Raw genomic sequence first — 17411 nt, forward strand, 5'->3', positions numbered from 1 at the left:
GCCCGCCGCCGTCCCCCCTGCGGCAGGTCCGCAGCCCGGCGCCGCCCATCCTGCGGCTGGTCCGCCACCCGGCGGCAGTCCTGCGGGGCCGGACGCGCCGGAGCCGTCCCGTGAGCGTCCGCGGTCCTCGAAGCGGCGTACGGCGCTCATCGCCGCCGGGGCGGTCGTCGTGTCGTTGCTGACCACCGCCGCCCAGACCTACGACGGCTACCTCTTCTACGACAAGATGACCACGAAGAAGACGGCGGAGACGGTCGTCGCGGCCGGCCAGGCCGGCCGGGTCAAGGGCATCGAGTGGACGGCGAAGGTCACCCCCACCGACCCGCCCCAGGGCAGCAAGCCTCGCCCCGGCGTCACCTGGCTCACGGTGGACATCACGAAGAAGGTCGTCGACGAGGGCAGCGCCACCAAGACCGCCGGTCCCAACGAGGTACGCCTGGAGGACCGCTCCGGCCGTACGTGGACGGTGGAGACCCAGGAGGTCGGCGACACCCCGACCGACCGGCTCGTCGTCGGCCGGGCGTACCGGATCCAGGGCCTGGCCGTCGTGCCGACCCCGGTGAAGGACGAGGTGGAGCTGACGTTGCGACCGAGCAACTACCGCTCCGACACCCCGACGGAGGACCTGTTCGACAGGGACGCCGCGGCCAAGCTGGAGGAGGACGTCGACGTGCTGCGGTTCAGGCGTCGCTGAGCGGCTCGCCCCGCAGCCGCGACCGGGTGGCGGCGATGTCGTACGTGGCCGCGAGCAGCGCCATCGTGAGCACGTTCAGCACCAGATGGCAGACGAACGTCAGCGCCGGTCCCTGGTAGACCCACACCCACTCGTCGCGCGCGCCGATGAGCAGCCGCATCCCGCGGTCGGCGTGAGCGAGGGCCACGGTGAGGCCGACGTAGCACAGGCACATCATCCCGAACAGCGGCGCGCCGCCCCTGACGACCGTCCGCAGGGCGTTGAACAGCGGCACCCAGCGGTCGCGGAACCCGCCGGTGAGCTCGTCGAACGAGCGCCGCGTGAGGTCGTGGCTGGATTCGAGGCGGTCCACGCCCTTCTCCAGCCGGGTGCCCTTGACCAGGGCGCGGGTCTCGTCGGAGAACGCGCCGAAGACCAGCATCGCCACGGTCAGCCAGGCCAGCGGGACCGCGACGGCGTCGAGGAACAGCGGCCAGTACTCGCCGAGCCAGCCGGTGACGGCCTCCCAGCCGGGCACGCTCTTCTGCGCCTCGGTGAGCGCGTCCTCCGCGCCGGCGACGACCCTGCGGTGCTCGACCCACTCCGCGCGGGCGTCGGCGAAGGCGATGGTGGCGTTCAGCCCGTAGAAGACGAACGCGAACTCGGAGAAGGCGGCGAGGAAGCCGTAGAAGCGGCCCTTGCCCTTCTCGACGAACTTCGCGAAGAGCGTCTTCAGCCCGAACATCACCACCATGGTGCCCAGCGACACCCGCCAGTCGAGGTCCACGAGACCCCGGCCGACGACGCTCTCCTCGCCGAACCACGCGGCGTCCGTCAGCTCGAAGAAGTGATGGAACAGGTCCATCTGGTACACGTCGCGGGCGTCCTCGACCTGGAAGCCCCACGCCAGGTAGAGCACGGCGAAGGCGGGGGCCACGCGGTCGAGCGTACGGAAGAAGTGCTCGTCGGCGACGCCCTCGCCGGCCCGCGCGCGCATCTCCCACAGGGCGCCGCGCAGGCTGTGCAACATGCCGGTGGTGACCGTCATCGCGGCCATCACGATCAGCGTCAGCAGCGTCATGACCGCCACCAGCCGGACCTGGCGGTGGTCGCCGTAGGCGACCTCGGTGGCGGCGTACAGCAGCACGAAGCGGACGAGCTCGCCGGCGGCGAACCAGAGGATCAGCGGCAGCGCGCACCTGCCCGCCAGGCGCAGCGCGTGGAGGGGCAGCGAGTACGGCGACGGCAACCGCTGAGCCGGCGTAGGCCCAGGTTCTGGGGGTGCCATCACACCTGTCGAACCGGACATCTGTGGAATCGTAGCGGTCTGTCACTTCTGGCGCACCCGCAGCAGAGGAAAGCGCTCTCGCCGGGCGGTGACAAAGGGATCGTCGCCGGTTCCCCGGCGGGCCTTATCGCGTCACTATGACGATATGAAGTCGCAGCCCGCAATCGACGCCGATCCGCGGCTGGTCGGAGACCGCCTGCGGCGGCTGCGCCAGGCACGCGGCGTCTCGCTCTCCGAGCTCGCCAGGCGCGCCGGCATCGGCAAGGCCACCCTGTCGGAGGTGGAGACCGGCGCCTGCAACGCGACGCTGGAGACGCTCTGGGCGATCACCGCCCAGCTCGGGGTGCCGATCGGGGCGCTGCTGGACGCGCCGCCCGAGCCGCAGACCATGCGCGGCACCGCGATGGAGTCGGAGCTGCTCGAGGTGTTCGAGGACGACCACGTCACCTACGAGCTCTACCGCGTGCGCATCACGCCCGGCGCGACGCAGTCCTCGCCCGCGCACCACGCGGGCGTCAGCGAGCACGTCACCGTCTTCACCGGCACGCTCAGCGCCGGCCCGCTCGGCGAGCCGCTCACCGCCCGCCCCGGCGAGCACATCTCGTGGCGCTCCGACGTGCCGCACGGCTACCGCGCGCACGGCCCCGACGCCGTACGCGCCACGCTCCTGATGCGTTACCCGGTCGAACACTGAGGCCCGCGTCCGGGAAGGACGCGGGCCTCACGAAGCTGGGCGATCTGGGCGATCTGGGCGATCTAGGCGATCTGGGCGATCTGGGCGATCGTCAGACGGCGACCGCGAGCTGGGCGACCTCGCCGAGCTTGGCCTCGACCTTGACGTCGCGGGTCACGCCGCCGCCCGCGATGATGCGGACGGTCCAGTCGCCGGGCGCCGCGAAGAAGCGGAAGACGCCCTCGTCGGAGACCACGACCTCGCCGGTGAACTCACCGGAGTGGTCGAGCAGCCGCGCGTAGGCCGGGCCGCCGCTGCCGGTCACCACACCCTGGATGACCGCCTGGCTGGACAGGTCGATACCGGCGGGCAGCGCCACGGTCTGCTCCGGCGCGCCGCATCCGTCCATAGGAGTCGTCATCGGGCCTCCCCGAGCTCGATCGGCACGCCCACGAGCGAGCCGTATTCGGTCCACGAACCGTCGTAGTTCTTCACGTTGTCCTGGCCGAGCAGCTCGTGCAGCACGAACCAGGTGTGCGCCGAGCGCTCGCCGATGCGGCAGTAGGCGATGGTGTCCTTGCCGAAGTCGACGCCGGCCTCCTGGTAGAGGGTGCGCAGGTCGTCGTCGGACTTGAACGTGCCGTCGTCGTTGGCCGCCTTCGACCACGGGATGTTGCGGGCCGTCGGCACGTGGCCGCCGCGCTGGGCCTGCTCCTGCGGCAGGTGGGCGGGGGCGAGCAGCTTGCCGGTGAACTCGTCGGGGGAGCGCACGTCGACCAGGTTGAGCTTGCCGATCGCGGCGACCACGTCGTCGCGGAAGGCGCGGATCGCGGAGTCCTGCTCCTTGGCGACGTACTGCGTCTTGGCGCGCTGCGGCACGTCGCGCACCAGCTCGCGGGAGTCGAGCTCCCACTTCTTGCGCCCGCCGTCGAGCAGCTTGACGTCCTGGTGGCCGTAGAGCTTGAAGTACCAGTAGGCGTAGGCGGCGAACCAGTTGTTGTTGCCGCCGTAGAGCACCACGGTGTCGTCGTTGGCGATGCCCCGGTCGGACAGCAGGGCCTCGAAGCCGGTCTTGTCGACGAAGTCACGGCGGACCGGGTCCTGGAGGTCCGTCCTCCAGTCGACCTTCACGGCGCCACGGATGTGGCCCTTGTCATAGGCGCTGACGTCCTCGTCGACCTCGACGAGCACGACTTTCGGGTTGTCGAGGTTGGCCTCGACCCAGTCGGCGTCCACCAGGGCGGCAGAGCGGCTCATTGGGAAACCTCCGTTGTGGCAGCGGGTAGTAGTCGGCGAATAAGCAGGTACGTCTCGCAGCCGAGGCAGAATCCGAAGGCTGCGTTGAGGAAGGCGGCGAGGAGAGCCGCGGCCGTGGCCACGAGAGCCAGCGGCGTGATCCCGGCGAGGTATCCGGCCAGGCCCCCGACCGCGAAGACCAGCCCCACCCCCTGAGCGAAGCGGGGCGGACGGGCGTCCTCGGTGTATTTCGGGGCGCTCCTGACAATTGCCTTGAAGAGCATCGTGTACGGCGATCGCCAGACGACTCCGAGCGCGAAGGCCACCGCCTGGACGGCGAGCAGCCAGACGCTCCCCGTCACCAGCGTGGTGGCGAGGATGAGGGAGGTAACGGCCGCGCCGAAGCGCAGCGCTCTGGGGTCGGCACGCATCGCGGATGCTCCTGAAGGCTCGACGGGAGCGGAACGGATGTCCGCAAGATCGTCCTCAGGCAGCGCGACAGAGCGCCGTGGCGACGCGGCAGAAGTCAACCGCGCGCCGCTTCGTCAGCAGCTCTGTCGATGGGTCCACGGGCACGACACTACTCGGCGTCTCGTCTTCTGTCACATCTCGTCCGGTTGATGAGATGAAGCGGGCCGTTCGTCCGGCACGGCGGCGGCCAGGGCCACCAGGACGTCGGCCTTGCGCGGCTGGCCCGCGGCCTTCTTCACGACGGCTCCGGCGGGGTCGAGGACGAGCACGGTGGGCGTGCGCATGATGCCGAGCCGGCGCACGAGGTCGAGCCGGGACTCGGCGTCGATCTCGACGTGGACCACGCCCGGCACGAGGTCGCTGACGTCGGCCAGGACCCGCCGGGTCGCCCGGCACGGCTGGCAGAACGCGGTCGAGAACTGCACCAGCGTCGCCCGCTCCCCCAGCCCTGAGCCGAGGTCGGCGGCCGACAGCCGGTCACCGTCGCCGTCGCGTACGCGTCCGTCGCGGCGCAGGCGGATCACCCCGATCGTCGTCGCGAGCGCCAGCGTCGCCAGCGCCACCCACAAACCCGTCATCGACGGGTGCAACCGCGCGGACGCGCTTTTGCTTCCGCGCCGGGCCGACTTCTTCCGCGCCGGGGCTACCTCGGCCCCGGGACCTCGACGAGCAGCGCGCCGGTCCGGTCCACGATCTCGAACCTGTCGATGTCCTTCATGCCGAGGCTCGTCTCCAGCCGGTAGACGGCTTTGTCCGGGTAGCGCGCGGGGTCGATGACCCAGCTGTCGGTGGTGTCGCGGGTGCCGTCGCGGCCGACGACGACCAGGCTGCAGCTCGTGCCGGACGGCATGCCGCCGACCTCGACGCTCAGCTCCGTGCCGGCCGGCGCGGGGAAGGCCGTCACGGTGGCGGTGTAGCCCTTGGCGGCGTTCTTCCCGGGGAACGCCTGACCGGCGACGGCCCGCAGCTCTCGATCCGGCTGGGCGTCCGCGCGCGGCACGGCGCTCGCGGACCGCTCGGGCCTCTCCGAGGGCACGGGATCGGACGGCACGGGATCGGACGGCACGGGATCGGACGACGCGGCATGGGAGGGCGCGGCATCGGACGGCGCGGCCTTGTTCGCCGACTCCGCGGACCGCGCGGCGTCGTCCCCCGCCTGGTACCGCTGCGCTTCGGTGGCCGCCTCGGGCCGCGCGGAGTCGGCCATCGCCGGGGCCGCCGCCGTCGAGCCGCCTCCCTGGGAGCCGTGGACGGCCGTCCACACCGTGCCGCCCACCACCAGGACGGCCGCCGAGGCCGCCACGGCCAGCAGCACACGGCCCCGCCGGGTACGCCTGGCGCGGTCGCTCAGCAGCCGCTCCAGCACCCGCCGCGGCGGCCTGGCCACGAGCTCGACGTCGCGCTCCGAGACCTTGCCCAGGAACCCGGCCACGCCTTCGAGGTCGAGCAGCTCGGCGCCGCACGCCTCGCAGGTGGCCAGATGGAGATCGACCTCCTCCGCCTCTTCCGGGTCGAGCGCGCCCAGCGCGTGCGCGCCCAGCGCGATCCTGACCTCCTCACACGTCATCATGGCGCCAGCCCCCGTTCCTCGAGCGCCAGTTTGAGCGCGCGCAGCGCGTAGTACGTACGCGACTTGACCGTTCCCGGTGGGATGCCGAGCGTCGCCGACGCCTCCTTAACCGATCGTCCCCGGTAGTAGACCTCCAGCAGCACGTCACGGTGCTCGGGCCGCAGGGCGGCCAGTGCCTCGGCCACCGCCCACGACTCGACGGCCCGCTCCAGCTCGTCCTCGGCCGGGACGACGGCCAGCGCCTCGTCCCCGGTCTCGGGCGGCCGGGACTTCCTGGCGCGATGCTGGTCGACGACGAGGTTACGGGCCACCGTGAACAGCCACGCCCGGATCGGCCGGCCGGCCAGGGCGTCGGGATGCCGCCAGGCCCGCAACAGCGTCTCCTGGACGACGTCCTCGGCCCGGCCGGAGTCGCCGGTCAGTCGCAGGACGTAACCGTAGAGCGGCCCGGCGTGCTCGTCGAAGAGGGTCCTCACGAGTTCCTCGTCGGCGGTGCCCGCTGCGCTCACGTCCCCATCACGTACGGCGGGGCGAAGCGGTTCAATCTCATCCACGAATCGGCACGTCAGACGCTTCGGCCGTGAACCGCAGGCCCTGGGGCACGTTCTGGACGCGGGTGATGCGCACGTCGAAGGGCAGGTCGCCGCCGAACGGGATGGTGTAGGAGACCAGCCGCGCGAACTCGCTCGGGACGCCCTCGATCCGCTCCGCCTGCACCCTGATGCCGCCGTCGGCCACCTCGACCCGCATCTCCGCGTCGAACCGCACCTTGTTGCCTCCCACCGTGAGCTCGCCCGACGCCGTCATCCGCCGCCCGTTGCCGCCGATCTTCACTCCCTCGGGGGCGAACCTGTCGATCGTCTCCCGGGTGAGCGTGCCGCTGACGGTCACGCGGCGGGCGCGGATGTCGGGGCGGTTCTGCAGGATGTCGGCCAGCGGCGCCGTCACGTCGTAGGCCGCGCCCCGCAGGTCGCGCACCGGCACGCCGCCGTAGGTCAACGTGCCGAGGTCGAATCGCACCTCCGGATAACGGCCGGAGAGCGCCTGGGTGAGAAAGGGTATGCCCTCGATGGTCACCGTGGGGGTGCCGTCGAGATCGGCGCTCGCGGCGATCCTGTTCGCCAGATCGCGCTGCACCCCTGCCACGGCGACCCTGTCCACCACGACGAGAAGTCCGAGGAGAACGATCAGAACGACGATCAGCTTCCGCATGGGGCTCCCTGCCTCGAACCGGGGGTGGCTGGATCACTCATTCCCCTGCCCGCCGCGCGTTCACCCCCGTTCGCGGGCGTGTGACGGGCCCGCTCATCCTCCCGCGAACGGCGGCAGCACCTCGACCGTCACCCCGTCGGCGAGAACCACCTCGTCATGGGGCCGTTTGCCCACCGGGGTGCCGTCGACGAGGAAGGAACAACGGCGAACGACCCTGGCCAGTTCGGCGCGATTATGTGTGATTTTCGTCATGAGATCGTCAAGAGTCACCGCATCGAACGACTCCTCGGCGACTCCGGCCGCCTCCTTGGCCGCGGCCCAATAACGCACTTTTCCTGTGGCCATGCCATCCTCACAATCGATATGACCCTATTGTGCGCTGTCCTTAACGGGGTTGTTTCAGGAGACGCGCAGTTCACCTGCTGGACGCGCAATGGACGCCACTTACCCGTGGGATATCCTCACCTAAGGACCTGGGCGACGTAGCCCCCGGGTCCTTGCGCGTTTGAGGAGGCCGTAATGAGCAACCTGCTCCTGCTGACCAACGCCCTCGAGCCGTCCTCCGAGGTGCTCCCGGCACTGGGGTTGCTGCTCCACACGGTCCGGGTCTCGCCCGCCGAGGCGTCCGCTCTCATCGACACCCCGCCCGCCGACGCCGTCCTCGTCGACGCGCGCAAGGAGCTCGTGCACGCCAAGAGCCTGTGCCGGCTGATCCGCACCACCGGCATCGACTGCCCGCTCCTGGTGATCGTCACCGAGGGCGGCCTGGCCGCGATGACCGCCGAGTGGGGCGTCGACGACGTGCTGCTCGACAGCGCCGGGCCGGCCGAGGTCGAGGCGCGGCTGCGCATGGCGACCGGCCGCATCTCCCAGGCCTCCGCCGAGGACGTCCCCGACGAGATCCGCAGCGGCGACCTGTCCATCGACGAGGCCACCTACACCGCGCGGCTGCGCGGCCGGGTGCTCGACCTCACCTTCAAGGAGTTCGAGCTGCTCAAATACCTCGCCCAGCACCCGGGCCGGGTCTTCACCCGCGCCCAGCTGCTGCAGGAGGTCTGGGGCTACGACTACTTCGGCGGCACCCGCACGGTCGACGTCCACGTCCGGCGGCTGCGCGCCAAGCTCGGCAACGAGTACGAATCCCTCATCGGCACCGTCCGCAACGTCGGCTACCGCTTCGTCCCCGACCGCGCCGACACCGCCAACGTGTGACCCCCGGGATCGACAGCTGGGATTGACAGCTGGGATTGACAGCGGCCCTCCGCTGACGTCCACTGATGTGACACTGGTTCCGACGTGTCATAGGTGAGGACACCGCCGTCCTGGAGGGGTGGTGTGGTGTCCGGGGTGAGCGTCTTCAGGTCTCTGGTCGACGAGGGCGCGCGCCCGCACGTCTACCGTCGCAACGAGACGATCTGCTCGCCGTTGCGGCCGGCCAACCGCGTCTACCTGATCGACTACGGCTACGCCCGCGAATACACCCCGGCCGGCGACCGCGAGGTCGTCCACGACCTGCGGGGCGGCGGCGACCTCGTCGGCGAGCTGGCCTTCTGGAGCCCGGCCGACCGTGTCAAGGTCGACGCGCTCAACGAGGTGCGCCTCTGGCCGATCGACCTGCGCCGGCTGCGCGAGCACGCCGCCTCCGCCCCGGCCGTGGCGACCGCGCTGGTCCAAGAGCTCTTCGCCAGGAACATGGCCGCCCGCAGGCACGAGGCCCTGGCCCGCGCCCCCGTCGCCGCCCGGCTGGCCGTGTGGCTGCTGCACCTCGACGAGCGCTACGGGCTGGCCTCGGAGTCGGCGCCGCCGCTGTCCATGGAGACGCTCGCCGACCTCGTGGGCAGCTCCCCCGACGTGGTGCAGCGTCAGCTCACGCAGTGGGGACGGCGCGGCTGGCTGGTCCGGCCCAGGTACAAGCGGCTGCGCATCGCCGACCCGTCCGCGCTCCGCGCGGCCGCCGGGGGCTGGGAGCACCTGTCGGCCCCCTGGAAGGGGCAGGTGAAGCCGTTCCTGTCGCGGCCCGGCGGGCCGGCCGAGCCGCTGCCCGTGGGGCCGCTGGGCGACTGGGTGCCGAAGCCGCGCCAGCTGCCCGCCGAGGTGTCCGACTTCACCGGCCGGCAGCAGAGCCTCGACCTGCTCACCGCCTGGCTGGACCGGCCCCGGCGGACGAACACCATGGTCGTGCAGGGGTTGCCGGGCGTGGGCAAGACCGCGCTGGTGACGCACTGGGGGCACCTGCACGCCGACCGGTTCCCCGACGGGCAGATCGTGATCGACCTGCGCGGCCAGTCGCCCACGCAGCCGCCGATGAGCCCCGCCGAGGCGCTCGGCCAGATCCTGCGCTCGCTCGGCGTCAGCGAGCACATGCCGGCCTCCGACGAGGCCGAGCTGATGCTGCTCTACCGCAGCCGGATCGCCGGGCGGCGACTGCTGCTCATCCTGGACAACGCCGCCGACCCCGCGCAGGTGCGGGCGCTGCTGCCCGGCGGCAAGGACTGCGTCGTGCTGGTGACCAGCCGGACGCGGATGGCGCCGCTGCGCGCCACCGGGCACGCCGACCTCATGGACCTGCCGGTGCTCGACCCGGGCAACGCGGTGGCGCTGCTGGTGGCTGTGCTCGGCGAGGACTCGCCGCGGGCGGCCGACCGCGACGCGCTGGCGGAACTGGCGCGGGTGTGCTCGTACCATCCGTTCGCGTTGCGGATCTCGGCGGCCAAGCTGGCCGAGAACCCCGGGATGAGCGTGCGGTCGCGGGTGGAGGAGCTGCGGCTGCCCGACCGGCTGCTGGCGGGCGACCCGGAGGAGGCGTTCCGGTCGGCGCTGGACCTGGCGTACGAGTCGCTGAGCCCGGGGCAGCGGCGGGCGTTCCGGCATGTGGGGCTGCTGCCGGGGCGGGACTTCACGCCCGAGGTGCTCGCGGCGGCGCTCGGCGTGCCGGTGGAGGAGGCCGTGGCCGCGGTGGAGGGGCTGCACCGGGCGTATCTGGTCGAGCCGTTGCGCGGGCCCCGCTACCGGGTGCACGACCTGGTCAAGCGGCTGGCCAGGGAGCTGGGCCGGCACGCCGAGGCGGGCGTGCGCGAGGCCCGGGTGCGGCTGCTGGACCACTACCTGGCCGTCGCCACCCACCCGAACACACCGAGCGAGTGGTTCGAGGCCGAACGCCGTTCGCTGGTCTCCGCCGTACGGCTGGCGAGCGAGAACGGCGCGCACGGGATGGCCTGGCGGCTGGCGGAGGCGGTGTTCGAGCCGTTCCGGCGGCTGCGCTACTACGCCAACAACCTGGAGGCCCAGCAGGTCGGGCTCGCCTCGGCGATGCAGGTGAGCAACCGGCGGGCGATCGCGCTGATGCGCGGCCACCTGGGCTCGATCCACCGCGACATCGGGCCGTCCACGCTGGCCGCCAGGTTCGTCGGCGAGGCGCTGGCCGACTTCACCGCGCTCGGCGACAGCGTGGGACGCGCCCGCGCGCTGAACGAGCTGGCCGAGGTGCACGGCATCGCCGGCCACCACGAGGAGGCCCTGCGCTGCGCCGGCGAGGCACTCGACGTCCACCGCGAGATCGGCGACCTGTCCGGCGTCGCCCGCAGCCTGCACACGCTCTCCCGCCTGCACCTGTCTCAGGAGCGCTACGAGCTCGCCCTGCAGTACGCCGGTCAGGCCCTCGACGTGCGCGGGGAGATCGGCGACCGTAGCGGCACCGCCCAGAGCCTGATCACGCTGGCCACGATCCAGCGCAACCTGGGCGAGCCGAACGCGGCCCTGTCCGAGGGCCTGGAGGCGCTGTCGATCTGCCACGAGCTGGGCGACGAGCACGCCGAGGCCGAGACCCTGCTCTGTCTCGCCGAGATCTACGACCTGCTGCGCCTGCAGCACGAGGCCCGCCGGGACGCCGAGCGCGCGCTGGCCGGCTACACCGCGACCGGCGACCAGTACGGCATCGGCCGGGCCCTGTGCGCGCTCGGCCGCGTCGCCCGCAACGGCTCCCGCTACGACGAGGCCCTCGACTACTACGAGCAGGCGCTGGCGGTGCAGGTCGAGCTCCACCACGAGCAGGGCAAGGCCGAGACGCTCGGCGACATCGGGCTGGTCTACTGGCGGCTGGCCGACTACGGGCGCGCCGACGACTATCTCAACCAGGCGCTGACGATCGGCCGGGTGACCCGTGACGAGCCCGTCGAGGCCCGCATGCTCAACCGGCTCGCCCGCGTGCGGCGCCGCCAGGGCCAGCCGCAGGTGGCCTTCGTGTACGCGCTGGAGGCCCTCGACATCGTGCAGGGCAAGGGGAACCGGCGGGCCGAGGCCGACGTGCAGGAGACGCTGGCGTACACGTACCTGTCGCTGGGACGGCACCGGTCGGCGCTGCGGGCGGCCGGGGCGTCGCTGGCGATCAGGGAGGAGCTGCGGGACAACCGGGCGAGCGCGCTGCTGTCGGTGGCGCAGGCGCTGCACACGGCGGGACGGCCTGCCGCGGCGCTGGAGCCGGCCCGCGAGGCGGTCGAGCTGCAGCACGAGACGGGCACCCGCGACCGCTGGGCGGCGGCGCTGACCACGCTCGCCATGGTCCTGCTCGACCTCGACCGCCCCGAGGAGGCCCTGACGTACGCGCGGCAGGCCAGGGACGTGCACCTCGAATGCGGGACGCGGCGCGACCTCGGCTGCGCGCTGCGGGCGCTCGGGCTGGTCTGCGCGCGGCTCGGGCGCAGGAACGAGGCGGTCGCCCATCTCCGGGACGCCGTGCGCACGCTGGACGAGGTCGGCGACGTCTTCGAGGCAAAGCGGGCGGCGGACGACTTACGCGACATGGCCTGAAATTTCGATAAAAGTCGTTAATTCTCGGGGATGAGGTCGCAGATCTTTCCCGGATCCTCTCGTTAGCTGGTGCGCACCAGCTACTTCTCCTCGGAGGTGATCCGGATGCTCAAGAACCACCTGCGTCGTGACCTTCAGTGGCTCAAGCGACAGGCCCGTAAGGACCGGCGGATCACCGCCGTGCTGCTGGCCGGCGTGCTGGGGGCCTGGTTCCGGCAGTTCACCCCCTGGCCCGACCCCAGGCAACCACCGGCCCTGCTCGCCCTCTCGACCGCGCTCGTCATGGGGTCGGGGGCGGCGTGGCTGGTGTCGGCGTACTTCGTCACCCGCAGCCTGCGCGCCCGGCGCGAACCGGCCGAGGAGCTGCGCTGGATCTCCCGGATCAGCCGGGGCAAGGAGTGGGCGTTCTGCTCGCTGAGCGCGTACGCGGCCTGGCACCTGCTGCAGTTCCTGTCCGCGCTGCTGCTCGCGTGAGCGGGTGGAATCATGGCGGGATGACCAGAGTGCTGACCCGCAGCGACCTCGAAGCCGTGCTCGACCCCTCCGCGTGCCTGGCGGCGCTGCGCGAGGGGTTCCCGGCCGCCGACGCGGCCGAGGTGGCGGGGCAGCGGGTCCGTACGGACCTGCCGTTCCCCGGCACGGCGACGGCGCTGATCCCGGGGGTGCTGCCGGGCGTGGCGGCGTACACGGTGAAGGTGAACGCCAAGTTCCCGAACGCCCGGCCGGCCCTGCGCGGGGTGATCTGCCTGCACGCGGGGGCCGACGGCGAGCTGCTGGCCCTGCTCGACTCGGCCACGGTGACGGCGTGGCGCACCGGCCTGGCCGCCGCTCTGGGCACCGACTTGCTGAGCCGGCCCGACCCGGGCGCGGTGATCGGCGTCGTCGGGGCCGGGGCCCAGGCGGAGCTGATGGTGCGGGGGCTGCGCGCGCTGGGCCGGCGCGGCGAGCTCGTCGTGCACGACACCGATCCCGGCCGCGCGGCCGCCTTCGCCGAGCGCCACGGCGGGAAGGTCGCCGCGTCGGCGGCCGAGGTGGCGGCGGGGGCCGACATCGTCCTGCTGGCCACGTGGTCGCGGGCGCCGCTGCTGGGGCTCGCCGACGCCCGTCCTGGGCAGCACTTCACCACGCTCGGGGCGGACGAGCCGGGCAAGCAGGAGCTGGCCGCCGACCTGCTGCGGGCGGCGCTGCTGGTGGTGGACGATCGGGAGCCGGCCGCCGCCATGGGCGCGCTCGCCGCCGCCGGCCTGCCCGCCTCCGCCGCGGACGCCACGCTGGGCGACGTGCTGCGCGGCGACCATCCCGGTCGTACGGGCGACGGCCTGACCGTGTACGCGCCCGTCGGGCTTCCGTGGCAGGACCTCTGCCTGTCGTGGGCGGCCTACCGGGAGGCGGAGCGGCGCGGCGCCGGGATCGACGTGGACCTGCTGTCCTAGAGGCCCGCTCCGGCTCCGTCCCGACGCAACCCGGGCTTCAGACAGAGCGGCCCGGCGGGGGTTGTGCTCCCGCCAGGCCGCCGACAGTGCTCAGGCCGTCTTACCAGCCCCGATGGTGGCGCCAGCCGTGGTGGCCCCAGTTGTGATGGTGGCCGCGGTGGCCCCAGTGGTGGTGGCCGCGGTGGTGGTGGCCGCGGTAGCCCCAGTGGGGATGGACGCGGTGGTGGCCGGGGCCCCAATGACGTCCGTCGCGAGGGTCATGGCTCGCCGTCGCGGACGCGGCAGGCGCGAATGCGAAGATCAGCGCCGTGGTGGCGAACAGGCCGCCGACAAGACTCGCGGTCTTCATGCGCATGGCATCTCCTGTCAGAGATTCATCACTACTAACTGTGGTCACATGGCCACTTTCCGTGTTTCCGTGCCGGGGAAACCTCCTGCGTGATTCAGGTTCGGGCGGCGAGAGATGTGGAGCAGGGCCTTCAGGCGCATCCGAGCCGGAGGCAGGCCCTCGACCGCCTCGCCGTACGCGCGCTCACACTGGGCGGGGTGGAGGAATGGTGTGCACGGTGGCTCGGGCGCGGTTGTTCGCCGGGGCGCCGGCGCGGCTCGTGAGCCTGGCTCCCCCGGCCGGGGCCGTCTCGCCGCTGGATCCACCGCCGCCGTGGCTCGGCTGGGGGCACGACCGGCGCGGCGTCTGGCCGTGGCCGGACGACCTGGACGCCGACCTGAACGCCCGCCCGGGCCCCGGCCGGCTCGACGACCTCGGCCGGCGGGTCCGGGAACGGCTGCTCGCCACCCGGCTGGAGCCCGTGGTGGGACACGGGGACTTCGAGTCGCAGAACGTCCGGTGGATCGGTGACGAGCCGTACGCCGTCCATGACTGGGACAGCGTGGTGGCGCTGCCCGAACCGGCCATCGCGGGTGCGGCCGCCGCGGATCGACACCTCCGACTACTACGGCGTCGACTCCGCCAACGAACGCCTCATCGGCGGCTTCCTGGCCGAGCGTGAGCGGGAGGAGATCACGCTAGCCACGAAGTTCGCCGCCGTGCGCGCTCCCGGCACCGGCGAGCTGATCGGCGTGCGCAGCGACCCCGCGTACGTGCGCAGCGCCTGTGAGGCGAGCCTGCGCCGCCTGGGCACCGACCACATCGACCTCTACTACCTGCGCCACCCCGACTTCACCACACCCGTCGAGGACACGGTCGGGGCCATGGCCGGGCTGGTGGCCGCCGGGAAGGTCCGTCACATCGGCCTGTCCAACGTCAACGCCGAGCAGCTGCGCGCCGGCCACCGGGTCCACCCGATCGCCGCCGTGCAGAACGAGTGGTCGCTGTTCAGCCGCGACGACGAGGAGTCCGTCGTGCCCGTCTGCGCCGAGCTGGGCATCGGCTTCGTGGCGTACGCGCCGTTCAGCCGCGGGTTCCTGACCGGGTCGCGCCGGCCTGGCTGCTGCGGCGGCAGCGGGTGCACGGCGTCCCCGTCGTGCCCATCCCCGGCACACGCAGCCCGTCGCGGCTGGTGGAGAACGCCGGCGCGCTGGAGGTCGAGCCGACCGACGCGGAGCTCGCCGCGCTCGACCCCATCGCGGCGCTGGTGGCGGGCGAACGTATGCCACCGCCGCCCGACCTCGGTTAGACGTGCGGGAAGGCCGCCGTGTGCGGGCCGTTGTCGGGGTCGAACTCGTGGCGGATCCTGGCGCAGTCGTCGAGCAACGCGCCCTGCAGCAGCCGCAGCTCCATGTGCCCGGTGGCGATGAACACCTCGGCGAGCCGCTCGTGCTGCCGGTGCCCTTCGTCCAGCGCGGCGCGCAGGCCGTCCAGGTCCTCCGGCTTCGCGCGTCCGTGCTGCAGCATGCTGAACGCGCGGAAGGCGCGGGAGAGGGAGGCGAGCTCGTCCGCCAGCAGCTCCGGCATGTGCGCCCCGCGCTCGCCGGGCAGCCCGCGGACGCCGGCGATCAGGTCCACCAGGCCCCGCGCGATGCCCCTGAGCTGGTGACAGGCGTGGTCGAGGCAGGTCGCGGCGTCGGCCACCTGGTCCAGGCGGTCGTTGTAGCGGCTGCGGCGCGGCGACAGGCGTACGGCCTCGCCCGCCTGCTCGGCCGCCTCCTCGGTGTCCTCCAGGCGCTGCGACAGAGCGCGGGCGCGGGCGAGCCAGTCGCTCGCCATGTCCTCGTCCCAGCCGTTCCGCAGGCCCTCCGACATGTCCCTGGCCAGGTCGGCCAGCTCGTCGGCGAGCGCGGACAACTCCTCGGAGGCCTTGTCGACGAAGCGCGGGGGCCTGATGAGGAAGCTCGCCGCGATCCCGATGCCGACGCCCACGAGCACGTCCGCGAGACGTTCGAAGCCGTACGTGTGGCCGAGCGCGAACACCAGCAGGGCCGTGATCGGGATCTGCACGTTCTGGGCGGGCAGGTTGAGCAGACGGGTCAGCACCAGGCCCGCCACCACGAGCACGGCCAGTGTCACCGCCGTGTACCCGAGCAGCCAGATCACCGCCGTCGCGGCCGCCACGCCCGTGACCACCGCCCCGACCTGCTGGGCGCCCCGCACCAGACTGCTGTACGCGGTCGCCGACATGGTCAGCAGCACGCCGATGGGCACGAGCACCGGGATCTCGACCTTGAGCACGTACGCGGCCAGCCACCAGCTCAGCACGCACGCGCCGGTGATCTTGATGGTCAGGGCCAGCGACTCGCGTTCCATGCGCAGCCAGCGTTCGACGCCCATGGTCCGCAGGCGTACGAGCGCCGTCGTGAAGCCTGATGCGACGCGTTCGAGCGGGGACGCGGCGCCGGTGCGGCCGCGCCCCGGTTCGCTGTCCATGTCTGCCCCCGTTGATGCCCCTCTGTTGTTGTGCTCTGCCCAGTCGTGCGCCGGATAGAGCTCCCGGTCTCGGGGTAGCGGCCGATGGACGGAGGTGCATCGAGATGTCCGGCGATCTGATCGTTCCCGACACCGCTGCCGGCGTGGTCGTGTTCGTGCACGGCAGCGGCAGCAGCCGGCTCAGCCCGCGCAACCGCTTCGTGGCCGGAGCGCTCAACGAGGCGGGTCTGGGGACGCTGCTGTTCGACCTGCTCACGCCCGACGAGGAGGCCGACAGGGCGAATGTCTTCGACATCGGGCTGCTGTCGGAGCGGCTGCTGGAGCGTACCGAGTGGGTACGGCAGCAGCCGGAGGCGAAGGGGTTGCCGATCGGGTACTTCGGCGCCAGCACCGGCGCGGCGGCGGCGTTGTGGGCGGCGGCCGAGCCCGGCAACGACGTCGCGGCGATCGTCTCGCGCGGCGGCCGGCCCGACCTGGCTGGGCCGCGGCTGGCCGCGGTGCGCGCGCCGACGCTGCTCATCGTCGGCGGCCGCGACCCGATCGTGCTCGACCTGAACGAGGAGGCGCAGCGGCGGCTGCGCGCCGACAACCGGCTCACGGTGGTGCCGGGCGCCACCCACCTGTTCGAGGAACCCGGCGCGCTGGAGGCCGTCGCGGGTCACGCCCGCGACTGGTTCACCACCCACTTCACCGCCGTACGCCACCCGGCCTGACGCGCCGACGGCGTGCTACACCGCGACGGTCGCCAGGATGCGGCCGTCGAAGGTCTGGACGGTGAAGTGGTTCAGCTCGTCCTGGGTGAGGCTGGTGCCGCCGTGCAGCAGCAGCGGGTCGGGCGATCCCGGCACGCCGTACCCCTTGTCGGGGACGCCCCAGCTCGCCACGACCTCCGAGCGGCCGTCGTCGCCCACGGCCAGCAGGCGGCACTGCAGCGGCCCCTTGACGCCCTTGAGCTCCAGCGCCACGTGGGTGCCCCAGCCCTTGTCCTCCAGGCCGACGACGCTCGTCACGCCGCTGGCGGCGTCGGTGACGGAGTAGGTGCGGCCGGTCATGAGCAGGGCGGCGGCGGGGCTGTGGATGCTGTCGGGGTTGGGCTCGCCGGTCACGGAACCGACCGCGACGAAGACGCCGGCCGCGACCACGAGGCAGGCTGCGGCGGTCGTGAACGTGCGGTTGACGCGGCGGCGCCGGCGCTCGGCCGCGGCCCGGCGTACCAGGAGGGACT

General features: G+C 72.4%; 21 protein-coding genes and 2 pseudogenes. 10 read left to right on the top strand and 13 right to left on the bottom strand.

Annotated features, from left to right (window positions below; translation table 11 throughout):
• The coding region (locus C1J01_RS34090) for a hypothetical protein (RefSeq protein WP_220040234.1) at positions 1-694 on the top strand (694 nt) is incomplete at its 5' end.
• Here the strand turns inward: C1J01_RS34090 and C1J01_RS34095 are convergent.
• The gene (locus C1J01_RS34095) at positions 681-1922 is read right to left on the bottom strand and encodes a hypothetical protein (RefSeq protein ID WP_111183088.1); all 1242 of its coding nucleotides are present in this window, start codon (positions 1920-1922) and stop codon (positions 681-683) included. The genes C1J01_RS34090 and C1J01_RS34095 overlap by 14 nt on opposite strands.
• Before the next feature lie 184 nt (positions 1923-2106).
• Between C1J01_RS34095 and C1J01_RS34100 the strand changes: the two genes are divergently transcribed.
• The gene (locus tag C1J01_RS34100) at positions 2107-2655 is read left to right on the top strand and encodes a helix-turn-helix domain-containing protein (protein WP_111183089.1); all 549 of its coding nucleotides are present in this window, start codon (positions 2107-2109) and stop codon (positions 2653-2655) included.
• A gap of 91 nt (positions 2656-2746) precedes the next feature.
• Here C1J01_RS34100 and C1J01_RS34105 read toward each other — a convergent pair whose 3' ends face one another.
• The 9 genes from C1J01_RS34105 to C1J01_RS34140 all read right to left on the bottom strand — a co-directional run bounded on the left by C1J01_RS34105 (position 2747) and on the right by C1J01_RS34140 (position 7468).
• Entirely contained in the window at positions 2747-3055 is a 309-nt protein-coding gene (locus C1J01_RS34105; protein WP_111183090.1) for a DUF1416 domain-containing protein, read from the bottom strand.
• On the bottom strand, positions 3052-3891 hold the full coding sequence (locus C1J01_RS34110; protein ID WP_111183091.1) for a sulfurtransferase: 840 nt from the start codon (positions 3889-3891) through the stop codon (positions 3052-3054). Before C1J01_RS34110 ends, C1J01_RS34105 begins: the two co-directional genes overlap by 4 nt.
• The gene (locus C1J01_RS34115) at positions 3888-4301 is read right to left on the bottom strand and encodes a DUF4395 domain-containing protein (protein WP_111183092.1); all 414 of its coding nucleotides are present in this window, start codon (positions 4299-4301) and stop codon (positions 3888-3890) included. The genes C1J01_RS34110 and C1J01_RS34115 overlap by 4 nt, the downstream gene beginning before the upstream one ends.
• A gap of 55 nt (positions 4302-4356) precedes the next feature.
• A complete protein-coding gene (locus C1J01_RS53830; protein WP_369122768.1) occupies positions 4357-4476 on the bottom strand; it encodes a putative leader peptide in 120 nt (39 codons plus the stop codon).
• Entirely contained in the window at positions 4473-4919 is a 447-nt protein-coding gene (locus tag C1J01_RS34120) for a thioredoxin family protein (RefSeq protein ID WP_111183093.1), read from the bottom strand. The genes C1J01_RS53830 and C1J01_RS34120 overlap by 4 nt, the downstream gene beginning before the upstream one ends.
• A 65-nt stretch (positions 4920-4984) precedes the next feature.
• The gene (locus C1J01_RS34125; protein WP_111183094.1) at positions 4985-5911 is read right to left on the bottom strand and encodes an anti-sigma factor family protein; all 927 of its coding nucleotides are present in this window, start codon (positions 5909-5911) and stop codon (positions 4985-4987) included.
• Positions 5908-6420, bottom strand: a complete 513-nt coding sequence (locus tag C1J01_RS34130; protein WP_111183095.1) for a sigma-70 family RNA polymerase sigma factor — start codon at positions 6418-6420, stop codon at positions 5908-5910. The genes C1J01_RS34125 and C1J01_RS34130 overlap by 4 nt, the downstream gene beginning before the upstream one ends.
• Positions 6421-6457: 37 nt before the next feature.
• Positions 6458-7123, bottom strand: a complete 666-nt coding sequence (locus tag C1J01_RS34135) for an LmeA family phospholipid-binding protein (protein WP_111183096.1) — start codon at positions 7121-7123, stop codon at positions 6458-6460.
• 93 nt (positions 7124-7216) lie between these two features.
• Positions 7217-7468, bottom strand: a complete 252-nt coding sequence (locus C1J01_RS34140; RefSeq protein ID WP_111183097.1) for a MoaD/ThiS family protein — start codon at positions 7466-7468, stop codon at positions 7217-7219.
• A 174-nt stretch (positions 7469-7642) separates the two neighbouring features.
• Between C1J01_RS34140 and C1J01_RS34145 the strand changes: the two genes are divergently transcribed.
• The 4 genes from C1J01_RS34145 (at position 7643) to C1J01_RS34160 (ending at position 13362) form a co-directional block, all read left to right on the top strand.
• A complete protein-coding gene (locus C1J01_RS34145; protein WP_111183098.1) occupies positions 7643-8335 on the top strand; it encodes a response regulator transcription factor in 693 nt (230 codons plus the stop codon).
• 135 nt (positions 8336-8470) lie between these two features.
• On the top strand, positions 8471-11929 hold the full coding sequence (locus tag C1J01_RS34150; protein WP_146615824.1) for a tetratricopeptide repeat protein: 3459 nt from the start codon (positions 8471-8473) through the stop codon (positions 11927-11929).
• A 69-nt stretch (positions 11930-11998) separates the two neighbouring features.
• A complete protein-coding gene (locus tag C1J01_RS34155) occupies positions 11999-12403 on the top strand; it encodes a hypothetical protein (RefSeq protein ID WP_111183100.1) in 405 nt (134 codons plus the stop codon).
• Positions 12404-12423: 20 nt separating this feature from the next.
• Positions 12424-13362 (top strand): ornithine cyclodeaminase family protein, encoded by a 939-nt coding sequence (locus tag C1J01_RS34160; RefSeq protein ID WP_111183101.1) that lies wholly within the window; start codon positions 12424-12426, stop codon positions 13360-13362.
• 100 nt (positions 13363-13462) lie between these two features.
• Here C1J01_RS34160 and C1J01_RS34165 read toward each other — a convergent pair whose 3' ends face one another.
• The gene (locus C1J01_RS34165; RefSeq protein ID WP_111183102.1) at positions 13463-13717 is read right to left on the bottom strand and encodes a hypothetical protein; all 255 of its coding nucleotides are present in this window, start codon (positions 13715-13717) and stop codon (positions 13463-13465) included.
• Between the two features lie 211 nt (positions 13718-13928).
• Between C1J01_RS34165 and C1J01_RS51480 the strand changes: the two genes are divergently transcribed.
• The 3 genes and pseudogenes from C1J01_RS51480 to C1J01_RS51490 all read left to right on the top strand — a co-directional run bounded on the left by C1J01_RS51480 (position 13929) and on the right by C1J01_RS51490 (position 14999).
• Positions 13929-14372: a hypothetical protein gene (locus C1J01_RS51480; RefSeq protein WP_220040235.1), complete on the top strand. Its 444-nt coding sequence runs from the start codon at positions 13929-13931 to the stop codon at positions 14370-14372.
• Positions 14284-14745 (top strand): annotated as a pseudogene (locus tag C1J01_RS53835) (aldo/keto reductase); the annotation flags it as partial. The gene C1J01_RS51480 and the pseudogene C1J01_RS53835, both read left to right, overlap by 89 nt.
• A gap of 83 nt (positions 14746-14828) precedes the next feature.
• Positions 14829-14999 carry a hypothetical protein gene (locus C1J01_RS51490; RefSeq protein ID WP_220040238.1) on the top strand — a complete coding sequence of 57 codons (171 nt, stop codon included), beginning with the start codon at positions 14829-14831 and terminating at the stop codon, positions 14997-14999.
• Here the strand turns inward: C1J01_RS51490 and C1J01_RS34180 are convergent.
• Entirely contained in the window at positions 14996-16186 is a 1191-nt protein-coding gene (locus tag C1J01_RS34180; protein ID WP_111183103.1) for an FUSC family protein, read from the bottom strand. The two genes, C1J01_RS51490 and C1J01_RS34180, sit on opposite strands and share 4 nt — an antisense overlap.
• A gap of 104 nt (positions 16187-16290) precedes the next feature.
• Between C1J01_RS34180 and C1J01_RS34185 the strand changes: the two genes are divergently transcribed.
• Positions 16291-16899 (top strand): dienelactone hydrolase family protein, encoded by a 609-nt coding sequence (locus C1J01_RS34185; protein WP_235854850.1) that lies wholly within the window; start codon positions 16291-16293, stop codon positions 16897-16899.
• A 15-nt stretch (positions 16900-16914) separates the two neighbouring features.
• Here C1J01_RS34185 and C1J01_RS50325 read toward each other — a convergent pair.
• Positions 16915-17411, bottom strand: a pseudogene (locus C1J01_RS50325) (hypothetical protein); the annotation flags it as partial.

The organism is Nonomuraea aridisoli, from assembly GCF_003236395.1.
GTDB classification, from domain to species: Bacteria; Actinomycetota; Actinomycetes; order Streptosporangiales; family Streptosporangiaceae; genus Nonomuraea; species Nonomuraea aridisoli.